Here is a 16,375-nt window from a genome sequence, read left to right as displayed (position 1 = left end):
ACCGCAGACTCCCAGCGCACGAGGCTGTCCCACCCGCGTGGCAGCATGCCCGGAGGGACAGGGCCGGCGGTCGGCTCGAGAGCCTGGACGGAGGAGGTCGGTGACCACGACGGAGGCTGATCCGCTCGCGCGCTTCGGCGCAGCCACGCGTGCGTGGTTCGAGGCGACGTTCCCCGAGCCGACCCCGGCGCAGCGCGGCGCGTGGGCGGCCACCGGGGCGGGCGGCAGCGTGCTCGTCAGTGCGCCGACGGGTTCGGGCAAGACGCTCGCGGCCTTCCTCGCCGCGTTGGACCGGCTCGTCGAGGGGCCCTCGCGGCCGCCGGGAACGACCGTCCTTTACGTCTCGCCCCTCAAGGCGCTCGCCTACGACGTCGACCGCAACCTGCGTGCTCCGCTGGCGGGGATCTCCCGCGCGGCCGAGCGGCTCGGCGTCCCGGCAGCCACCGTCGATGTCGGCATGCGGACCGGCGACACCTCGGCCGAGGAGCGACGACGCCTCGCGCGCACGCCCCCGGACGTCCTGATCACCACGCCCGAGTCACTGTTCCTCGTGCTGACCTCCCGGGCCCGAGAGGGTCTGGCGGGGATCGAGACGGTGATCGTCGACGAGGTCCACGCCGTCGCGGGCACCAAGCGCGGCGCGCACCTCGCGCTGTCGCTCGAGCGGCTCGAGGCCTTGCGCCGGGCCGCGGACCCCGGGGCCGCGCCGCTGCAACGCGTCGGGTTGTCGGCGACCCAGCGGCCGCTGGGCGAGGTCGCGCGGTTCTTGGCAGGGGGACTGGCGGGCGGCACGGTGCGCGACGGCGAGGCCGCTCGGGCGACGGCCGATTCGGGTGGCCCGGGGGCCGGCGATGGTGGCGGGTCCGACCGGATCCGAGGGTCCGGTGGGATCGGGACCTCCGACGGGTTGGCGGCCTCCGAGGAGGACGACGGATCGTCGGCGTCCGGCGGATCCGTCGAGTCGGCGGCGCCCGAATGGTCGTGGGAGTCCCGGCCGATGACCGTGGTGGACGCGAACGAGCCCCCGCACCTCGACGTCGAGATCGTCGTGCCGGTGGAGGACATGAGCCGGCTCGTGGAGCCGGCCGCCGAGCCCGTAAGCGGCCCGGCGTCGGGGCAAGTCGTCGCCCCGCCGGAGGGCGAGACGGGTGGGACGGTCGCCGGCGGGGAACGCCGGACCTCGATTTGGCCCGCGGTGCATCCGCGCATCCTCGATCTCGTGCGCGCACACCGCTCGACGATCGTGTTCTCGAACTCGCGGAGGCTGGCCGAGCGGATCTGCGCGAGCCTCAACGAACTCGACGCGGAGCGTCGGGTCGCGGAGGCCGAGGCCGCCGGGGACGCCGTGCCCGAGGACCTGCCCCCGGTCGCTCGGGCGCATCACGGCTCCGTCGCCCGCGAGCAGCGCACCCAGATCGAGGAACAGCTCAAGGCCGGCACGCTGCCGTGCGTCGTCGCGACGAGTTCGCTGGAGCTGGGTATCGACATGGGGGCCGTCGACCTCGTCGTGCAGGTCGAGTCGCCCGGCTCGGTCGCCAGCGGCCTGCAGCGCATCGGCCGGGCCGGCCACCAGGTCGGGGAGCCGAGCGTGGGCAAGGTGTTCCCGAAGTACCGGGGCGACCTGCTCGAGGCGGCGGTCGTGACCCAGCGCATGCGCGAGGGCGAGATCGAGCACACGCGCTACCTGCGCAACGCCCTCGACGTGCTCGCCCAGCAGATCGTCGCGATGACCGCGCTCGAGCGGTGGCCCGTCGATCGGTTGCTCGAGGTCGTGCGCGGCGCCGCGGGGTACGCGGACCTCACCCGCAGCCAGCTCGACGGCGTGCTCGACATGCTCGCCGGCCGGTACCCGAGCGACGAGTTCGCCGAGCTGCGTCCCCGGATCACGTGGGACCGGGTCGGCGACGAGATCGAGGGTCGATCGGGCGCGCAGCGCCTCGCGGTCACGAACGCGGGCACGATCCCCGACCGGGGCCTCTACGGCGTGTACCTCGTGAGCGGCCAGGAGGGCGGCCCGGGCCGTGGCGGTCGTCGGGTCGGCGAGCTCGACGAGGAGATGGTCTACGAGACCCGGCCGGGCGAGACCTTCACCCTCGGCTCCACGACCTGGCGGATCGAGGACATCACCCGCGATCAGGTGCTCGTCGCGCCGGCGCCCGGAGAGCCCGGCAAGCTCCCGTTCTGGCACGGGGACGGCATCGGTCGGCCGATCGAGGTCGGGCGTGCGCTCGGGGCTTTCCTCCGTGAGCACGGCGAGGCCGAGCCCGAGCGTTCGGCCGAACGGCTCCAGTCCGGCTACGGGCTCGACGAGCGCGCGGCCGGCAACCTCGCGGCCTACCTCGACGAGCAGCGTGCCGCGACGGGGGCGGTGCCCAGCGACCGGCAGCTCGTCATCGAACGCTTTCGGGACGAGATCGGGGACTGGCGGGTGTGCGTGCTGTCGCCGTTCGGCGGGCGCGTGCACGCCCCCTGGGCACTCGCCATCTCCGCGCGGATCCGTGAGACGCTCGGCGTCGAGGTCCAGTCGATCCACGCCGACGACGGCATCGTGCTGCGGCTGCCCGACACCGCGCCGTGGGAGCCGCTCGGCTGGGGGGCCGCGGGTGACGACCCGTTCGACGCCCACAGTCCCGGACCGGCGGGTTCCGGTGCGTCGCCGGGTACCGGTGCTTCGGCGGACGAGACCAGCCGACGGCTGGCCGAGGCGGTGCTGATCGAGCCGGACGAGGTCGAGGACCTCGTCGTGGGAGAACTCGCCGATTCGGCCTTGTTCGCGTCCCGGTTTCGGGAGTGCGCCGCCCGCTCGCTGCTGTTGCCCCGTCGCGTCGGCGGCGGCGACGGGATCCGGCGCACGCCGCTGTGGCAGCAGCGTCAGCGGGCCAGTGACCTGCTCACGGTCGCCAGCAAGTACGGCCAGTTCCCGGTCTTGCTCGAGACGTATCGCGAGGTGCTGTCCGACGTGTTCGACGTCCCGGCCCTCGTGGAGCTCCTGCGGGCCATCGCGCGCCGCGAGGTCCGCGTCGCGCACGTCGAGACCGACCGGGCGAGCCCGTTCGCCTCGTCCCTGTTGTTCGACTACGTGGCCAGTTACCTGTACGAGGGCGACGCGCCGCTGGCCGAGCGGCGGGCACAGGCCCTCTCGCTGGACCGTGAGCTGCTCGCCGAGCTGCTCGGCAACGAGGAGTTGCGCGACCTGATCGACGCGGACGCCCTCGCCGCGGTGGAGGCCGCGACACAGCGCCTCGAGCCGCCCGAGGGTGAGGCCGACCGGCGTGCCCGCTCCGCCGACGAACTTCACGATCTCCTGCGCGAGATCGGTGACCTGCGCGTCGACGAGGTCGCGGCACGTGCGCGAGCCACCGAGGACGAGGTGGCCACGTGGCTCGCCCGCCTCGAACGTGAGCGTCGGGCGTACCGGCTGCGCATCGCGGGTGACGAGCGCTGGGCGGCCGCCGAGGACGCCGCCCGTTTCCGCGACGGGCTCGGGGCCCCTCCGGTCGCGGGGTTGCCGGACGCGTTCCTCGAGCCCGTGGCCGAGCCGCTCGTCGATCTCGTCGCGCGCTACGCGCGTACGCACGGGCCCTTCCGAACCTCCGACGTCGCTGACCGGCTCGGCCTCCCCCCGGACGCCGCCGCCATGGCGCTGAGCCGGCTGGAACAGGAAGGCCGGGTCGTCCAGGGAGAGTTCCGTCCCGACGGGGCGAGCCGCGAGTGGTGCGACGCACAGGTCCTGCGACGGCTGCGCCGCCGCTCCCTCGCCGTGCTGCGCCAGGAGGTGGAGGCCGTCGAGCCCGAGGCGCTCGCGCGGTTCCTGCCGGGCTGGCAGGGCGTGGGATCGCAGGCGCGGGGCGTGGACCGCGTGTTCGAGGTCGTCGAGCAGCTGCAGCGATTGCCGTTGCCCGCCAGCGTGCTCGAGCGCGACGTGCTGGCCGCCCGCGTACGCGATTACCAGCCGGGTTGGCTGGACGAGCTGTGCGCGTCCGGCGAGGTCGTGTGGGTGGGGCACGGGGCCCTCGGCCAGAGCGACGGCCTGGTCGCGCTCTACCTGCGCGACCAGGCGCCGCTGCTCGCCCCGGTCCCGGTCGATCCCCGCGCTGCCGTGCGAGGCGATCCCCCGGGCGAACCTCCCGACTGGTGGACCGACCGTCACGCGGCCTTGCTCGACCGTCTCACCGGGCGGGGGCCGGCGTTCTGGCCCGAGTTGTTCGCAGTAGCCGGCACGCGGGGCGCGGTCGGCGACGAGGAACGGGCGGTCCTCGACGCGCTCTGGGATCTCGTGTGGGCCGGCCTGGTGACCAACGACGCCGTCACTCCGCTGCGTGCGCTGGTCGGCGGCGGAACCGCGCCGCGCCGCCGTGCGAGTGGCGGGTCGCGCGCGTCTCGGCGGCGCGCACCGCGATCCCTGCAGCGGTCGGGGCCGCCGTCGGTAACGGGACGATGGGCGGCGGTGGCGGATCTGACCGTCCCCCTTCACCCGGACGCGCGCGGCGTGGTGGATCCGGATGGGTCGGGGGATCCGGGCGGTGCGGGGCATCCGGGCGGCGCGGGGCGTCCGAACCGTGCGGGGCATCCGGACGCCCCGGCAGCGGCGAACGGCTCGAGCGGTGGCGGGGACACGCGGGCTGCGGCGGGGACCGAGCGGGCGTCGGCACTGGCCGCGCAGCTGCTCGACCGCCACGGTGTCCTCACCCGCGCCTCCGTTGCGGGCGAGCAACTGCCCGGCGGGTTCAGTGCGGTCTATCCGGTCCTCACCGCCATGGAGGACGCCGGCAGGGCACGACGCGGTTACTTCATCGAAGGGCTCGGTGGCGCGCAGTTCGCCCTCCCCGGTGCCGTCGATCGGTTGCGGGCCTGCCGTGAGCCCCGCGAGGAGGATGACGGGCCCGTGGTCCTCGCCGCGACCGACCCGGCGAACCCGTACGGCGGCGCTTTCACGTGGCCGTCCCCGCGGGCGACCGGCGGTCAGACCGCCCGGCGGGTGGCGGGAGCGTACGTCGTGCTCCGCGGTGGCCGGCTCGTCGCGTACCTCGAGCGGGGCGGACGATCGCTGCTGTCGTTCTCGGACGATCCCGAGGATCTCAGGGTGGCCGCGGAGGGGGTCGCCACGATCGCCCGCTCGGGCCGGATCGACGCCGTGCGGCTGCAGCGGATCGACGGGCGGGAGCCCGACGGGCACGAGCTCGTCGACCTGCTGCGCAGTGCGGGCTTCACCGATCACCCGCGCGGACTCGTCCTGCGCGGCTGACCGTTGGCCGACCGGATCGCCAGCTCGACGGCTTGCGCCCGGTGGCGTGGCTGGGTTCGACGCGGTTTGCGCCCGCCCGACGCGGCTTGCACCCGTTCGACGACGTCAACTTGGCGCAAGATCGTGCGCCAATGTGACGTGGTCGATCGGGTGCAATGGATCGGCGCCTGAACAGCACAAACGCGTGCAAGATTCTGCGCGAGGGTGATCTCGACCATCTGGTGCAGTCGGATCCGTACGGCGACCGCACGCGAAGTCGGCTCAGGCCCGGATCCATGCGGGGACCGCACGTGAAGGCGGCTCAGTGCCCGGATCCATGCGGCGACCGGTCCGTCAACGGTGGGATCCGTGCGATCGGCGCGTTCCGCGGCTCGCTCAAGGTCCGGGCCGACCCTCGACGGCCCGCGATTCCAGCAGCGCGCGCAGCTCGCGGAGGAACCCGGCGCGGTCGTGCTCGAGCCTCCACCAGCTGACCCGGAGGACTTGCCACCCTCCGAGGACGAACGCATTGTGTCGCCGCTGATCCTTCTCCAGGTGCGCCCGTGAGGAGTGGCTGCCGAGCCCGTCGCACTCGACGCCCACCAGGTGATCGGGCCAGCCGATGTCGAGGTGCAGGGTCCGGGTGGGCAGCGGTGCCGGGACGGGCTCGGGAGCGGGCGGTGGCAGATCGGTCGCAGATCGCCGTACGCGTCCAGTGCTCCAGCACCGAGTCGCACCGCACCGGATCGAGTTCCCACAGGAGCTGCATCAGGGCCGCGCGTCCGGGCAGCCGCGGCCCGGCGGTCGCGACTGCCCGCACGTCCTCGAGGTCGAAGCAGCCACGCTGGCGGCCGTCGATCAACAGGCTGCGCAGAAGCCGTTGTTCGATGCGACCCGCGAGGTCGGCGACCACCCAGGAGGGGGAGAGGCACGGGAGCTGATCGACCTCGACGGTCGGCATGACGTCGAAGGCCCGGGATCCGCGAAGCAGGCAGCGCTCCCGTCGACGGCGGGCCGTGCGGGGGTCGGTGAGGAGCTCGGGTGTGCTCGGCGGACGGCGGGTGAAGTCGTGCGCCCACGCCGCGAGCCATCCGGATGCGGCCGCGGGGGCCGGCAGTGACCGGATCACCGCAAGGGCCCGGAGATCCGGCGTGAGCTCGACTCCCGGCATGACGAGAACGCCGTCGTACGGGCGTTGGTAGCCGCGGCGCACGACCGCGTCATACGCGGTCCGGGCCGGCACGCCCTCCGCTTCGCACTGAGGGATCGTCACGATGCCGCGTTGCGCGCGAGCAAGCTCCGCGATGCGTTGCCAACGGCTGAAATCCTCGGCCATGCGGGTGAGTGTGCGGCGGGGCGGGCGATCGGGGCGGGGATCGGGCGACCGCGGTTGTGGATCCGCGGATCGCGCAGGCGAGCCGTGCGACGCGAGGCCGCCTCGCGCGTCGGACGCGGGTATCGTCGCGGCATGGCCGAGGGCGACACGATCTACCGGACCGCCGTGACCTTGGCCGACGCGCTCGAGGGACGGGAGGTCACCGAGGTCGGCGATCGTTCCCCGGCGGTGCGCCGGCTCGACCCGCGACGCCTGGTCGGCCAGCACGTCGACACGGTCGAACCCCGAGGCAAGCACCTGCTCGTCTGGTTCGAGCCGAGCCGACTCGCGCTGCACACCCACATGCGCATGAGCGGTTCCTGGCACCTGTACCCGCCGGGGGAGCGCTGGCGCAAGCCGTCGCACCTCGCCAAGGTGTGGATCCGCACCGCGGAGTGGGTGGCGGTGTGCTTCTCCGCGCCCGTCTGCGAGCTCCTCAGCAACGAGCAGGTGGCCCGTCACCCCACCTTGGCGGCACTCGGCCCGGATCCGCTCGGCGCGGACGGCGACAACCTCGACGAGGCGCGTCGACGGCTCGATCGACGACCCGATGTCCCGATCGGGGAGGCCCTGCTCGACCAGCGGGTGCTGGCGGGCGTCGGCAACGTCTACCGGTGCGAGGTGTGCTTCATCCTCGGGATCGACCCGTGGACGCCCGTCGGGGAGCTGGATGGCGAGGTTCGCGACGCTCTCCTCCGCACGGCCATGCGGCTGCTGCAGGCCAACGTCGCGGATCGCAGTCCACAGCGAGTGACGGCCGCTGCGCGCTCGGGTGGTGCGGACCGCCACTACGTCTACGGAAGGGCGCGGCGTCCGTGCCCGCGGTGTGCGACTCCGATCGCGGTGGCTCGTCAGGGAACGAACGCACGCCTGACGTACTGGTGTCCGCACTGTCAGGGCCCGGGACCCTCACGGTCGCCCTCCGTCGCCGCGGCCACCATCCGCCCGGATCATGAAGCCGACAACCGTGCGAGCAACGCACGCGAGGCCTAGTCGACCCCCGGCCGCGCGTCGCCGCGCCCTCGACAGGCATCGCCCCGACAGGCATCGCCCCGACACGCGTCGCCCTCGACAGGCATCGCCCCGAGACGCATCGCTCCGGGCGCATCGATCCCCGACACACGTGTGCCCCCGTCGTCGTGACGGGGGCACATCGACGCTTCGTCGCGGCGGGAGCCTAGGCGACCGGCCTCACGTTCTCGGCCTGCGCGCCCTTCGAAGTCTGCGTGATCTCGAACTCGACCTGAGCGCCCTCAGTGAGCGTCTTGAAGCGGTCGTTGGACTCGATGTTCGAATAGTGCACGAAGACGTCATCGCCGTCCTCGCGCGAGATGAACCCGTAGCCCTTGTCGTCCGAAAACCACTTGACCGTGCCTACTGCCATGTTGCCCTCCGTACCTTCTATTTCGTGCGCGATCCCCGGAGTTCCCGAGAATCGGGAGGGGCTGCAACAGGCATACTGACGCAGACTCACGAACCTCGTGCCCTCGCGGGAAACCGTAGCACCTCCACGGCCGCGGTGGGAGGTCCCGGAGCGCGCGGCCAGTGGACGATGCCCGACGATCGGCGTCCCAGGGGGTGCGTGCTGCCGGTCGCCACCAGGGGAATATCCTGTCCGGTGCCGGCGCAGGCCGATCCGGTGGGCCGTAGCCCCGTTCGTGATTCGCGAAGTAAGGATCCCGACACATGTGCGGATTCAGCGGTGAGGTGCGCACCGACGGCGGCTTCGCGGACACCACGGCGGTCGCGCGCATGGCGGAGTCGATGGGGCGGCGCGGACCCGACGGGGCCGGCATCTATGCGCAGGGCAACGTGTCGCTCGGCCATCGGCGGCTCAAGATCATCGACCTCTCCGAACGCGCGGCGCAGCCGATGCTCGATCCCGAGCTCGGCCTCGCGATCGCCTTCAACGGCTGCATCTACAACTATCCCGAGCTGCGGAGCGAGCTGGAGCAGGCCGGGTACCGGTTCTGGAGCCACAGCGACACCGAGGTGATCGTCAAGGCCTACCACCGGTGGGGCGCCCGCTGTGTCGAGCGCTTCCACGGGATGTTCGCCTTCGCGCTCCATGAGCGTGACACCGGGCGCCTGGTGCTGGCTCGTGACCGCTTGGGCATCAAGCCGCTCTACCTCGCGCCCGGCCAGGGTCGTGTGCGGTTCGCCAGCACCCTTCCCGCCGTGCTCGCCGGTGGCGGCATCGACACCACCGTCGACCCGGTCGCGCTGCACCACTACCTCAGCTTCCACTCGGTCGTGCCCCCGCCCCACACCATCCTTTCGGGGGTTCGCAAGCTCCCGCCGGCGACCGTGCGCACCGTCGAACCCGACGGGCGCGAGCGCGACGAGAAGTACTGGCGACCGCGTTTCGAGCGTGATCCGGGCAAGGCCGACTGGACCGCGCGGGACTGGGAGGACGCCACGCTCGAAGCGCTGCGGGTCGCGGTCCGCCGGCGCCTGGTCGCGGACGTGCCGGTCGGTGTGCTCCTGTCCGGCGGCCTCGACTCGAGCCTCATCGTCGGCCTGCTGGCCGAGGAGGGCCAACGGGACCTCGCGACCTTCAGCGTGGGCTTCGAATCGGTCGGCGGTGAGGAGGGCGACGAGTTCAAGTACTCCGACGTCGTCGCGGAGGAGTTCGGCACGGACCACCACCAGCTGCGCATCGCCACCGAGGAGATGCTGCCGGCCCTGTCGGAAGCGATCGAGGCGATGAGCGAGCCGATGGTCAGCCACGATGCGGTCGGCTTCTACCTCCTCTCGAAGGAGGTCGCGAAGAGCCGGAAGGTCGTGCAGTCGGGACAGGGAGCCGACGAGGTGTTCGCCGGCTACCACTGGTACCCGCCGATGCTGGAGGCCGCCGGCAGCGGCGTCGAGACGTACCGCGAGGCGTTCTTCGACCGGGACCACGAGGAGATGGCGCGAGTGGTCGCCGCCCGCCACCTCGTCGACCACGACGCGAGCGGCGCCTTCGCGCAGGCACATTTCGACCGGCCGGGGGCCGAGACCCCGGCCGACCGGGCTCTGCGCATCGACAGCCTCGTCATGCTCGTCGACGATCCGGTCAAGCGGGTGGACAACATGACGATGGCGTGGGGTCTGGAGGCCCGGGTCCCGTTCCTGGACCACGAGCTCGTGGAGCTGGCAGCCCAGTGCCCGCCCGAGCTGAAGACCGCGCAGGACGGCAAGGGGGTGCTGAAGGACGCCGCCCGGCGCGTGATCCCCAGCGAGGTGATCGACCGTCCCAAGGGCTATTTCCCCGTGCCGGCGCTCAAGTATCTGCAGGGCCCGTACCTGGAGCTGGTCCGCGAGGCCCTGCACGCGCCCGCGGCGCGCGAGCGGGGCCTGTTCCGCCCCGAGTACGTGGACGAGCTGATCGCCGGGCACGAGCGTCCGGGTGGGGGCACCGACCCGCAGCATCTGACCCCGTTGCGCGGGAACAAGCTGTGGCAGCTGGGGCTGCTCGAGCTGTGGCTCCAGGCTCAGGACCTCTGAGGTCCACCCGACCGCTGAGGCCCACCCGACCGCTGAGGCCCCCGACCGCCCCGGACCGCCCCGACGAGCACAGGGAGTCGCTCCATCCCCGCCCGAGATCCCGAACCGCCCGAGCCGGCCTCCCGCCGCGGGAGCCGGTCGTCGCGCGGACACGAGTCACGCAGCGGGCGCGAGGACGCGCTGTCCACGCGCAACTGGGAACAGCCCCCCGACGATCTCGCGCAGGAGGTCGCCGCTCACGTCGCCGTGGACTGCGGGTGGGGTCGGCTGATCTTCGGTCAGACCTTCGATGATCGCGAGGCCCTGCTCGAGGTCATGCTCCAGGAGGAGGACCAGCGCCGGGACATCGCTCTGTACCTGCGGGACCCGCACGTGCTCGTCTCGTTGGCCCCCGACGAGCTGTTCATCGATCCCAGCTACACCTACCGGCTGTGGTTTCACCGCTACCGGCCCGCCCGAGAGCCGATCCGGGGTGTCGTGGTCCGCAAAATGCAGACCGAGGAGGACGCGGAGGCGACGAACCGCATCTACCACCGCAACCACATGGTCCCCGCGGACCCGGAGACGATGTGGTCGAACCAGCTCACGCCGACGTTCACCTACCTCGTCGCCGAGGACGGCGATTCGGGGGAGGTGATCGGCACGGTCACCGGCGTGGACCACCCGTTCGCGTTCAACGACCCCGAGGGCGGGTCGAGCCTCTGGTGTCTGGCGGTCGACCCGCAGGCGCAGAAGCCGGGGGTCGGGGAGGCGCTCGTGCGCACCCTGGCCGAGCGCTTCCAGGCTCGCGCGCGCTCGTACATGGACCTCTCGGTGATGCACGACAACACCGCGGCGATCCGCCTCTACGAGAAGCTCGGGTTCGAGCGTGTGCCGGTGTTCTGCGTCAAGCGCAAGAACCCGATCAATGAGCCGTTGTTCACCCCGGCACCGCCGGACGAGGAGCTCAACCCGTATGCCCAGCTCATCGTGGACGAGGCGCGACGCCGGGGGATCACCGTGCGCGTCATCGATGCCGAGGGCGGCTTCTTCGCGCTCGCCCACGGGGGTCGTGAGGTCGTGACCCGCGAGTCGCTGTCGGAGATGACGACCGCCGTGGCAATGAGCTACTGCGACGACAAGCGGGTGACCCGCAGGCTCCTGGAGCAGTCCGGCCTCACCGTGCCGCGGGGACGGCTGGCCTCCGGCGACGACGGCGACGCCAGCTTCCTTGACCGGGTCGGCGAGGTCGTCGTCAAGCCGGCGCGGGGCGAGCAGGGCCGTGGCGTCACGGTCGGGGTCCGCGACGCTGAGACGTTGCGTCACGCCGTGGCGGAGGCCTGGGGCCACTGCCCCGAGGCGCTGCTCGAGGAGTGCATCGAGGGCGAGGACCTGCGGATCGTCGTCATCGACCACGAGGTCGTCGCGGCGGCGGTGCGGCGGCCCGCCCAGGTGGTCGGCACCGGGTCCCGGCCGATCCGGGAGCTCGTCGACAAGCAGTCCCGTCGCCGCGCGGCCGCGACCGGGGGGGAGGCGCGGATCCCGCTGGACGTTCACACCGCGCAGGTCGTGGCGGACGCGGGCTACGCCCTCGACGACGTGCTCGCCGAGGGCGAGACGCTGCAGGTCAGGCGGACCGCGAACCTGCACACCGGGGGGACGATCCACGACGTCACCGCGCAGCTGCACCCCGACCTGGCGCAGGCGGCCGTCCATGCCAGCCGCACGCTCGACATCCCCGTCGTGGGCCTGGACTTCCTCGTGCCGGCAGTGGACGGACCCGAGTACGTGATCATCGAGGCGAACGAGCGGCCGGGCCTCGCCAACCACGAGCCGCAACCCACCGCGCAGCGGTTCATCGACCTCCTCTTCCCTCAGACCCGTCAGGTCGAGCGTTCGTAGCGCGCCCGGACCTCGGGGTGTGCTGCGCTCCAGCGCGGCCGGACCTCGGGGTGTGCTGCGCCCGCGCGCCCGCGCGTCCGGGCGCCCGAAGGGCATGCGTGCGCGGTCCCGGGCGGTAGGGTTCGATCAGACCGACACCGTGCCCGCCAGGAGCGTCCGTGAGCCCGAAGCTCCTTCCGATCGACATGGACTACGTGCGCGACGTGCTCGTCCGCATGCTGCGCACGCCGAGCCCGACCGGTCGCACCGACGAGGTCATGCACCTGATCGGCGAGGAGCTGCAGCAGCTCGGCGTCGACTTCTACCTCACCCGGCTCGGTTCCCTGGTGGCCGAGGTCCGGGGTGAGCAGGCCCGACCCGACCGCGCGGTGGTCGTCCACAGCGACACGATCGGCTGCATCGTCAAGCGGATCCGCGAGAACGGCCGGCTGCAGGTCACACCGGTCGGCACGTTCAGCGCGCGTTTCGCCGAGGGCGCGCGGGTGCGGGTTTTCACCGACGACCCGGACACCACCTACACGGGCACCGTGTTGCCGCTCAAGGCGAGCGGCCACACGTTCGGCGACGAGGTCGACGTCCAGCGAGTGGCCTGGGAGCAGGTGGAGGTCCGCATCGACGAGTTCGTCGAGTCGCCGGACGAGACCGAGGCTCTCGGCATCCGCGCGGGTGACTTCGTGTCCCTCGACGCCAACCCCGTGATCACGCCGGCGGGCTTCGTGAACTCGCGCCACCTCGACGACAAGGCCGGTGTCGCGGCCGCGCTCGGGGCGTTCAAGTGCGTGATCGACCACGAGCTCGCGCTGCCGGTCAACGCACACCTGCTGGTGACGATCGCCGAGGAGGTCGGCCAGGGGGCGAGCCACGGGCTCGACGCGGACGTCGCCGAGATGATCTCGGTCGACAACGCGGTCGTGGCGCCCGGGCAGTACAGCCGCGAGACCGGCGTCAACGTCGCCATGAAGGACGAGGTCGGGCCCTTCGACTACCACCTCACCCGCAAGCTGCTGCGACTCTGCCGGGAGCTCGGCATCCCCGCCCAGCGCGACGTGTTCAACTACTACCGCTCCGACATCGCGACCGCCCTCAACTCGGGGGCCGAGACCCGCGCCGCGCTGATCGGCTGCGGCGTCGACGCGAGTCACGGGCACGAGCGCACCCACCTGGACGGGATTCGCAACGTCGCCGAGCTCCTCGTGGCCTACCTCCAGACCCCGTTGATGTTCGCCTGGGACGAGGAGCGCCGGGGCGAGCTGGCGGACTTCCCCGCCCAGGACGCCGAGGCCGCGATCGGTGAGTACCGCTGAACGCGGGCGGGGATCCCTCGGGTCGGAGCGGTTGGGCTCGTGCCCGCAGCGCCCCCCGCGAGGCGGGGTTATCGTGAGGTTTCAGACATTCGGGAGCAGCGGTCGGAGGGAGTGCAGATGGCGAGGAACCGTCCCATGAAGGGCAAGGCATCGTTCGACGACGTGTACGATCAGCCTGATCCGCGAGCGTTCGCGCAGGCGCTCGCGCCGCTCGACTACCAGATCCCCGAGCACGGACGCGCGGTGTTCCGCCGTCTGGTGGAGGTGCTGCGCGAGCGGGACGAGGGGCAGCCGTTCTCGTTGGTCGACCTGTGCACCTCGTACGGGGTGAATCCCGCGCTGCTGAACCACGAGGTCGTACTCGCTGAGCTGTACGCCCGCTACCGCTCCCCGGAGCTCGCCGATCTCGCGACCGAGGATCTCCAGCTCGCGGACAAGCGCTTCTTCGCCGATCGGCGACGCGCGGATGCCGTCCACGCCATCGGTCTCGACGTGGCCGCGAACGCGATCCAGTACGCCGACCGGGTCGGCCTGCTCGACGTCGCCGCGGCCGAGAACCTCGAGGAGCGCGACCCGAGCCCGGAGCTGGCGCGAGCGCTGGCTGATGCCCGCCTGGTCACCGTCACCGGTGGGATGAGCTACGTGACGGCGGCGACGTTCGATCGTGTGCTCGGCGCTGCCCGGGTCGCGGAGCCCCCGTGGGTGGCGGCCTTCGCCCTCCGCGGGGTCGACATGCGACCCATCGAGGAAGCCCTGCAGCGCCACGGCCTCGTCACCGAGCGGTTCACCCCACGCACGTTCCCCCAGCGGCGGTTCGCGAGCGACCACGAACAGGAGCAGGTCCTCACCCATCTCCGCGACCAGGGGATCGATCCGGACGGCGTCGAGAGCGACGGGTTCCTGCACGCATGGTTGTACGTCGCCCGGCCCCGTAGCGCGGTCGATGAGCAGCCGCTTGAGGGGTTGCTCGCCGGCCTCGAGGATGAGGCCGGTCCCCGCTGACAATCGAGTCACAAAAACTTACAACTGCCTGACGCCCGGTCTGAAGGAAGACTGTCGTACTGCGATCGGCTGCCCGTTTGACCGGGCAGGTGCTAGGTCTAGGAACGCGTCCATTGGGCATCATGATGAGGAAGTACAGACGACGTGCTGAGCCCTAACCTCGACCGACGGACCCCCGGTGCTTGCTCCCGCCCTTGCGCCGGGGGTTTCGTCGTACCCTCGACCGTGCGGAACCGGCCGGCGGCTATCGTGCTGCCCGAGTACGGGGGGACGCTGCGGCGGCCCCGGTAGTCCGGACCACAGGGGTGCGCATGGCACCGTCGGCGCGCGAAGAGCCACGGGTCGCCCGCTCGATCCGGCGGGTGGCGCTCGGCTACCGCATCGTCGGGGTCGCGTGGGCCGGGCTCATCGCCATCGCCCACGTCGCCTCCGGTGACGCGCCGGCGCCGACCGCGTTCACCGTGGTCGCCCTCGCGGCGGTGTGGACGCTGGGCGTGGTGCTGGCCCGAGGAGCCGGCCGCGAGCTCGTGTCTCCATGGTTCGTCTCGGCCGACGTCGCGATCGCCGCCGCGACGATCGCGCTCCCCGCAGCCCTCGACGTGGCGGGGGTCGCCGGCGGCTACCCGTTCGCGGCGGTGCTCCACGCGGCGGCGCTCATCGGGGTGCGGGCGGGCCTGGCCGCCGCAGCGCCCCTTGGCCTCCTGTCCGCTGGCGCGCCGCTGGCGGTGGGGCAGCTCGCCGAGCCCGCGACCGTCGAGGTCGCGGTGTTCTACCTCGCGAGCGCCGCGGTGATCGGCTGGGGCGGCAAGCAGATCCGCGCCGCCGAGGAGCGCAGTCGGGCCGAGCGGGCGGCCCGTGCGATCGCCGAGGAGCGCGCGGCCACGGCCGCGCGCTTGCACGACTCGGTCCTGCAGACCCTGGCGCTCGTGCAGCGGCGCGAGGAGATCCCCGAGGAGGTTCGCGGCCTCGCCCGCCGACAGGAGCACGAGCTGCGCGGCTGGCTGTTCGGCGCCCCGTCGGGCGCTGCGACGGACCATGCGGACGAAGCCCCTCGCGAGCGGCTCGAGGCGATCGCGCGGGAGGCCGAGACCGCGCACCCGCACGCTCGCGTCGAGGTCGTCGCGGTCGGCGACCCGCCCGACGACCCGGCGGTACGGTCGCTGGTCGAGGCCGTCGGTGAGGCGATCCGGAACGCGTGCGCGCACGCTGGCGCCGAGCGAGTCGACGTCTACGTCGAGGCGCTCGGGGACGAGGTGGTCGCGCACGTGCGCGACCGCGGGGTGGGGTTCGATCCTGACGCCGTGCCCGCCGGGCACGGGGGCATCGCCGAGTCGATCCGCGGGCGCCTCGACCGCGCGGGCGGCGTGGCCCGGGTGCGAGCCGCGCCCGGGCAGGGCTGCGACTGGGAGCTGCGGGTGCCGACCGAGACGGCGGGCGCCACGCCGCCGACAGGGAGCTGAACGCCGATGCGGATCGTGATCGTCGACGACCACCAGGTGGTGCGCAGCGGCCTGCGCAGCGAGCTCGCTGGGAGCGTGCACGTCGTGGGGGAGGCCGGCAGCGTCGCCGAGGCGGTCGAGGTGATCGCCCGCACCGAGCCGGACGTCGTGCTCCTCGACGTGCATCTCCCGGACGGCAGCGGCGCGGACGTCATCGGCCGGCTCGGTGATCGCACGGACGCGCGGTTCCTGGCCTTCAGCGTGAGCGAGGACCCGGCCGACGTCATCGCCACCGTCCACGCCGGCGCGCGGGGGTACCTCACGAAGTCCTCCGAGACGGGAGAGCTCCTCGCGGCGCTCACGCGCGTGTCGGGTGGGGACGCGGTCTTCGCCCCACGGCTCGCCGGGTTCGTCCTGGATGCGTTCCAGCAGACCGACGCGGTCGCCTCGGACGCCGACCTCGCCTCGCTCACCGAGCGCGAGCTGGCGACCCTGCGGGTCATCGCGCGCGGTCTCACCTACCGGGAGGCCGCCGAGGAGCTCGTGGTCTCCCCGCGCACGGTGGAGACCCACGTGTCGAACGTGCTGCGCAAGCTGCAGCTCACCGACCGACGCCAGCTCGAGCGGTGGGCGCGCGAGCGCCGCCTCGCCTGAGCCGTCG

At 72.5% G+C, this 16,375-nt stretch carries 9 protein-coding genes; 8 read left to right on the top strand and 1 reads right to left on the bottom strand.

Features of this window, described 5'->3' with window-relative positions; all coding sequences use genetic code 11:
* Window positions 1-100: 100 nt before the first annotated feature.
* Window positions 101-5,245, top strand: a complete 5,145-nt coding sequence (locus ER308_RS22010) for an Lhr family helicase (protein WP_205745940.1) — start codon at window positions 101-103, stop codon at window positions 5,243-5,245.
* Window positions 5,246-6,692: 1,447 nt separating this feature from the next.
* Window positions 6,693-7,592, top strand: coding sequence for an Fpg/Nei family DNA glycosylase (locus ER308_RS06235; protein WP_131154173.1), 900 nt, complete (start codon window positions 6,693-6,695; stop codon window positions 7,590-7,592).
* A 184-nt stretch (window positions 7,593-7,776) separates the two neighbouring features.
* Here the strand turns inward: ER308_RS06235 and ER308_RS06230 are convergent, their stop codons facing one another.
* A complete protein-coding gene (locus ER308_RS06230) occupies window positions 7,777-7,983 on the bottom strand; it encodes a cold-shock protein (RefSeq protein WP_131154172.1) in 207 nt (68 codons plus the stop codon).
* A gap of 302 nt (window positions 7,984-8,285) precedes the next feature.
* On the opposite strand from ER308_RS06230, the gene ER308_RS06225 reads away from it, so the two are divergent.
* The 6 genes from ER308_RS06225 (at window position 8,286) to ER308_RS06200 (ending at window position 16,368) form a co-directional block, all read left to right on the top strand.
* The gene (locus ER308_RS06225) at window positions 8,286-10,088 is read left to right on the top strand and encodes an N-acetylglutaminylglutamine amidotransferase (protein ID WP_131154171.1); all 1,803 of its coding nucleotides are present in this window, start codon (window positions 8,286-8,288) and stop codon (window positions 10,086-10,088) included.
* Window positions 10,089-10,268: 180 nt separating this feature from the next.
* Window positions 10,269-11,969 carry an N-acetylglutaminylglutamine synthetase gene (gene ngg / locus ER308_RS06220; RefSeq protein ID WP_420826245.1) on the top strand — a complete coding sequence of 567 codons (1,701 nt, stop codon included), beginning with the start codon at window positions 10,269-10,271 and terminating at the stop codon, window positions 11,967-11,969.
* A gap of 185 nt (window positions 11,970-12,154) precedes the next feature.
* Window positions 12,155-13,273, top strand: a complete 1,119-nt coding sequence (locus ER308_RS06215) for an osmoprotectant NAGGN system M42 family peptidase (protein WP_131156929.1) — start codon at window positions 12,155-12,157, stop codon at window positions 13,271-13,273.
* Window positions 13,274-13,408: 135 nt separating this feature from the next.
* Window positions 13,409-14,275: a hypothetical protein gene (locus ER308_RS06210; protein WP_205745937.1), complete on the top strand. Its 867-nt coding sequence runs from the start codon at window positions 13,409-13,411 to the stop codon at window positions 14,273-14,275.
* Between the two features lie 311 nt (window positions 14,276-14,586).
* Window positions 14,587-15,735, top strand: coding sequence for a sensor histidine kinase (locus ER308_RS06205; RefSeq protein ID WP_131154168.1), 1,149 nt, complete (start codon window positions 14,587-14,589; stop codon window positions 15,733-15,735).
* 6 nt (window positions 15,736-15,741) lie between these two features.
* Entirely contained in the window at window positions 15,742-16,368 is a 627-nt protein-coding gene (locus ER308_RS06200; protein ID WP_131154167.1) for a response regulator, read from the top strand.
* Window positions 16,369-16,375: the final 7 nt, after the last annotated feature.

It is taken from the genome of Egibacter rhizosphaerae (assembly GCF_004322855.1).
In the GTDB taxonomy this organism is placed as follows: Bacteria; Actinomycetota; Nitriliruptoria; order Euzebyales; family Egibacteraceae; genus Egibacter; species Egibacter rhizosphaerae.
Note: the sequence above shows the minus strand (reverse complement) of the source record. Positions and strands in the feature narration are given on the sequence as shown.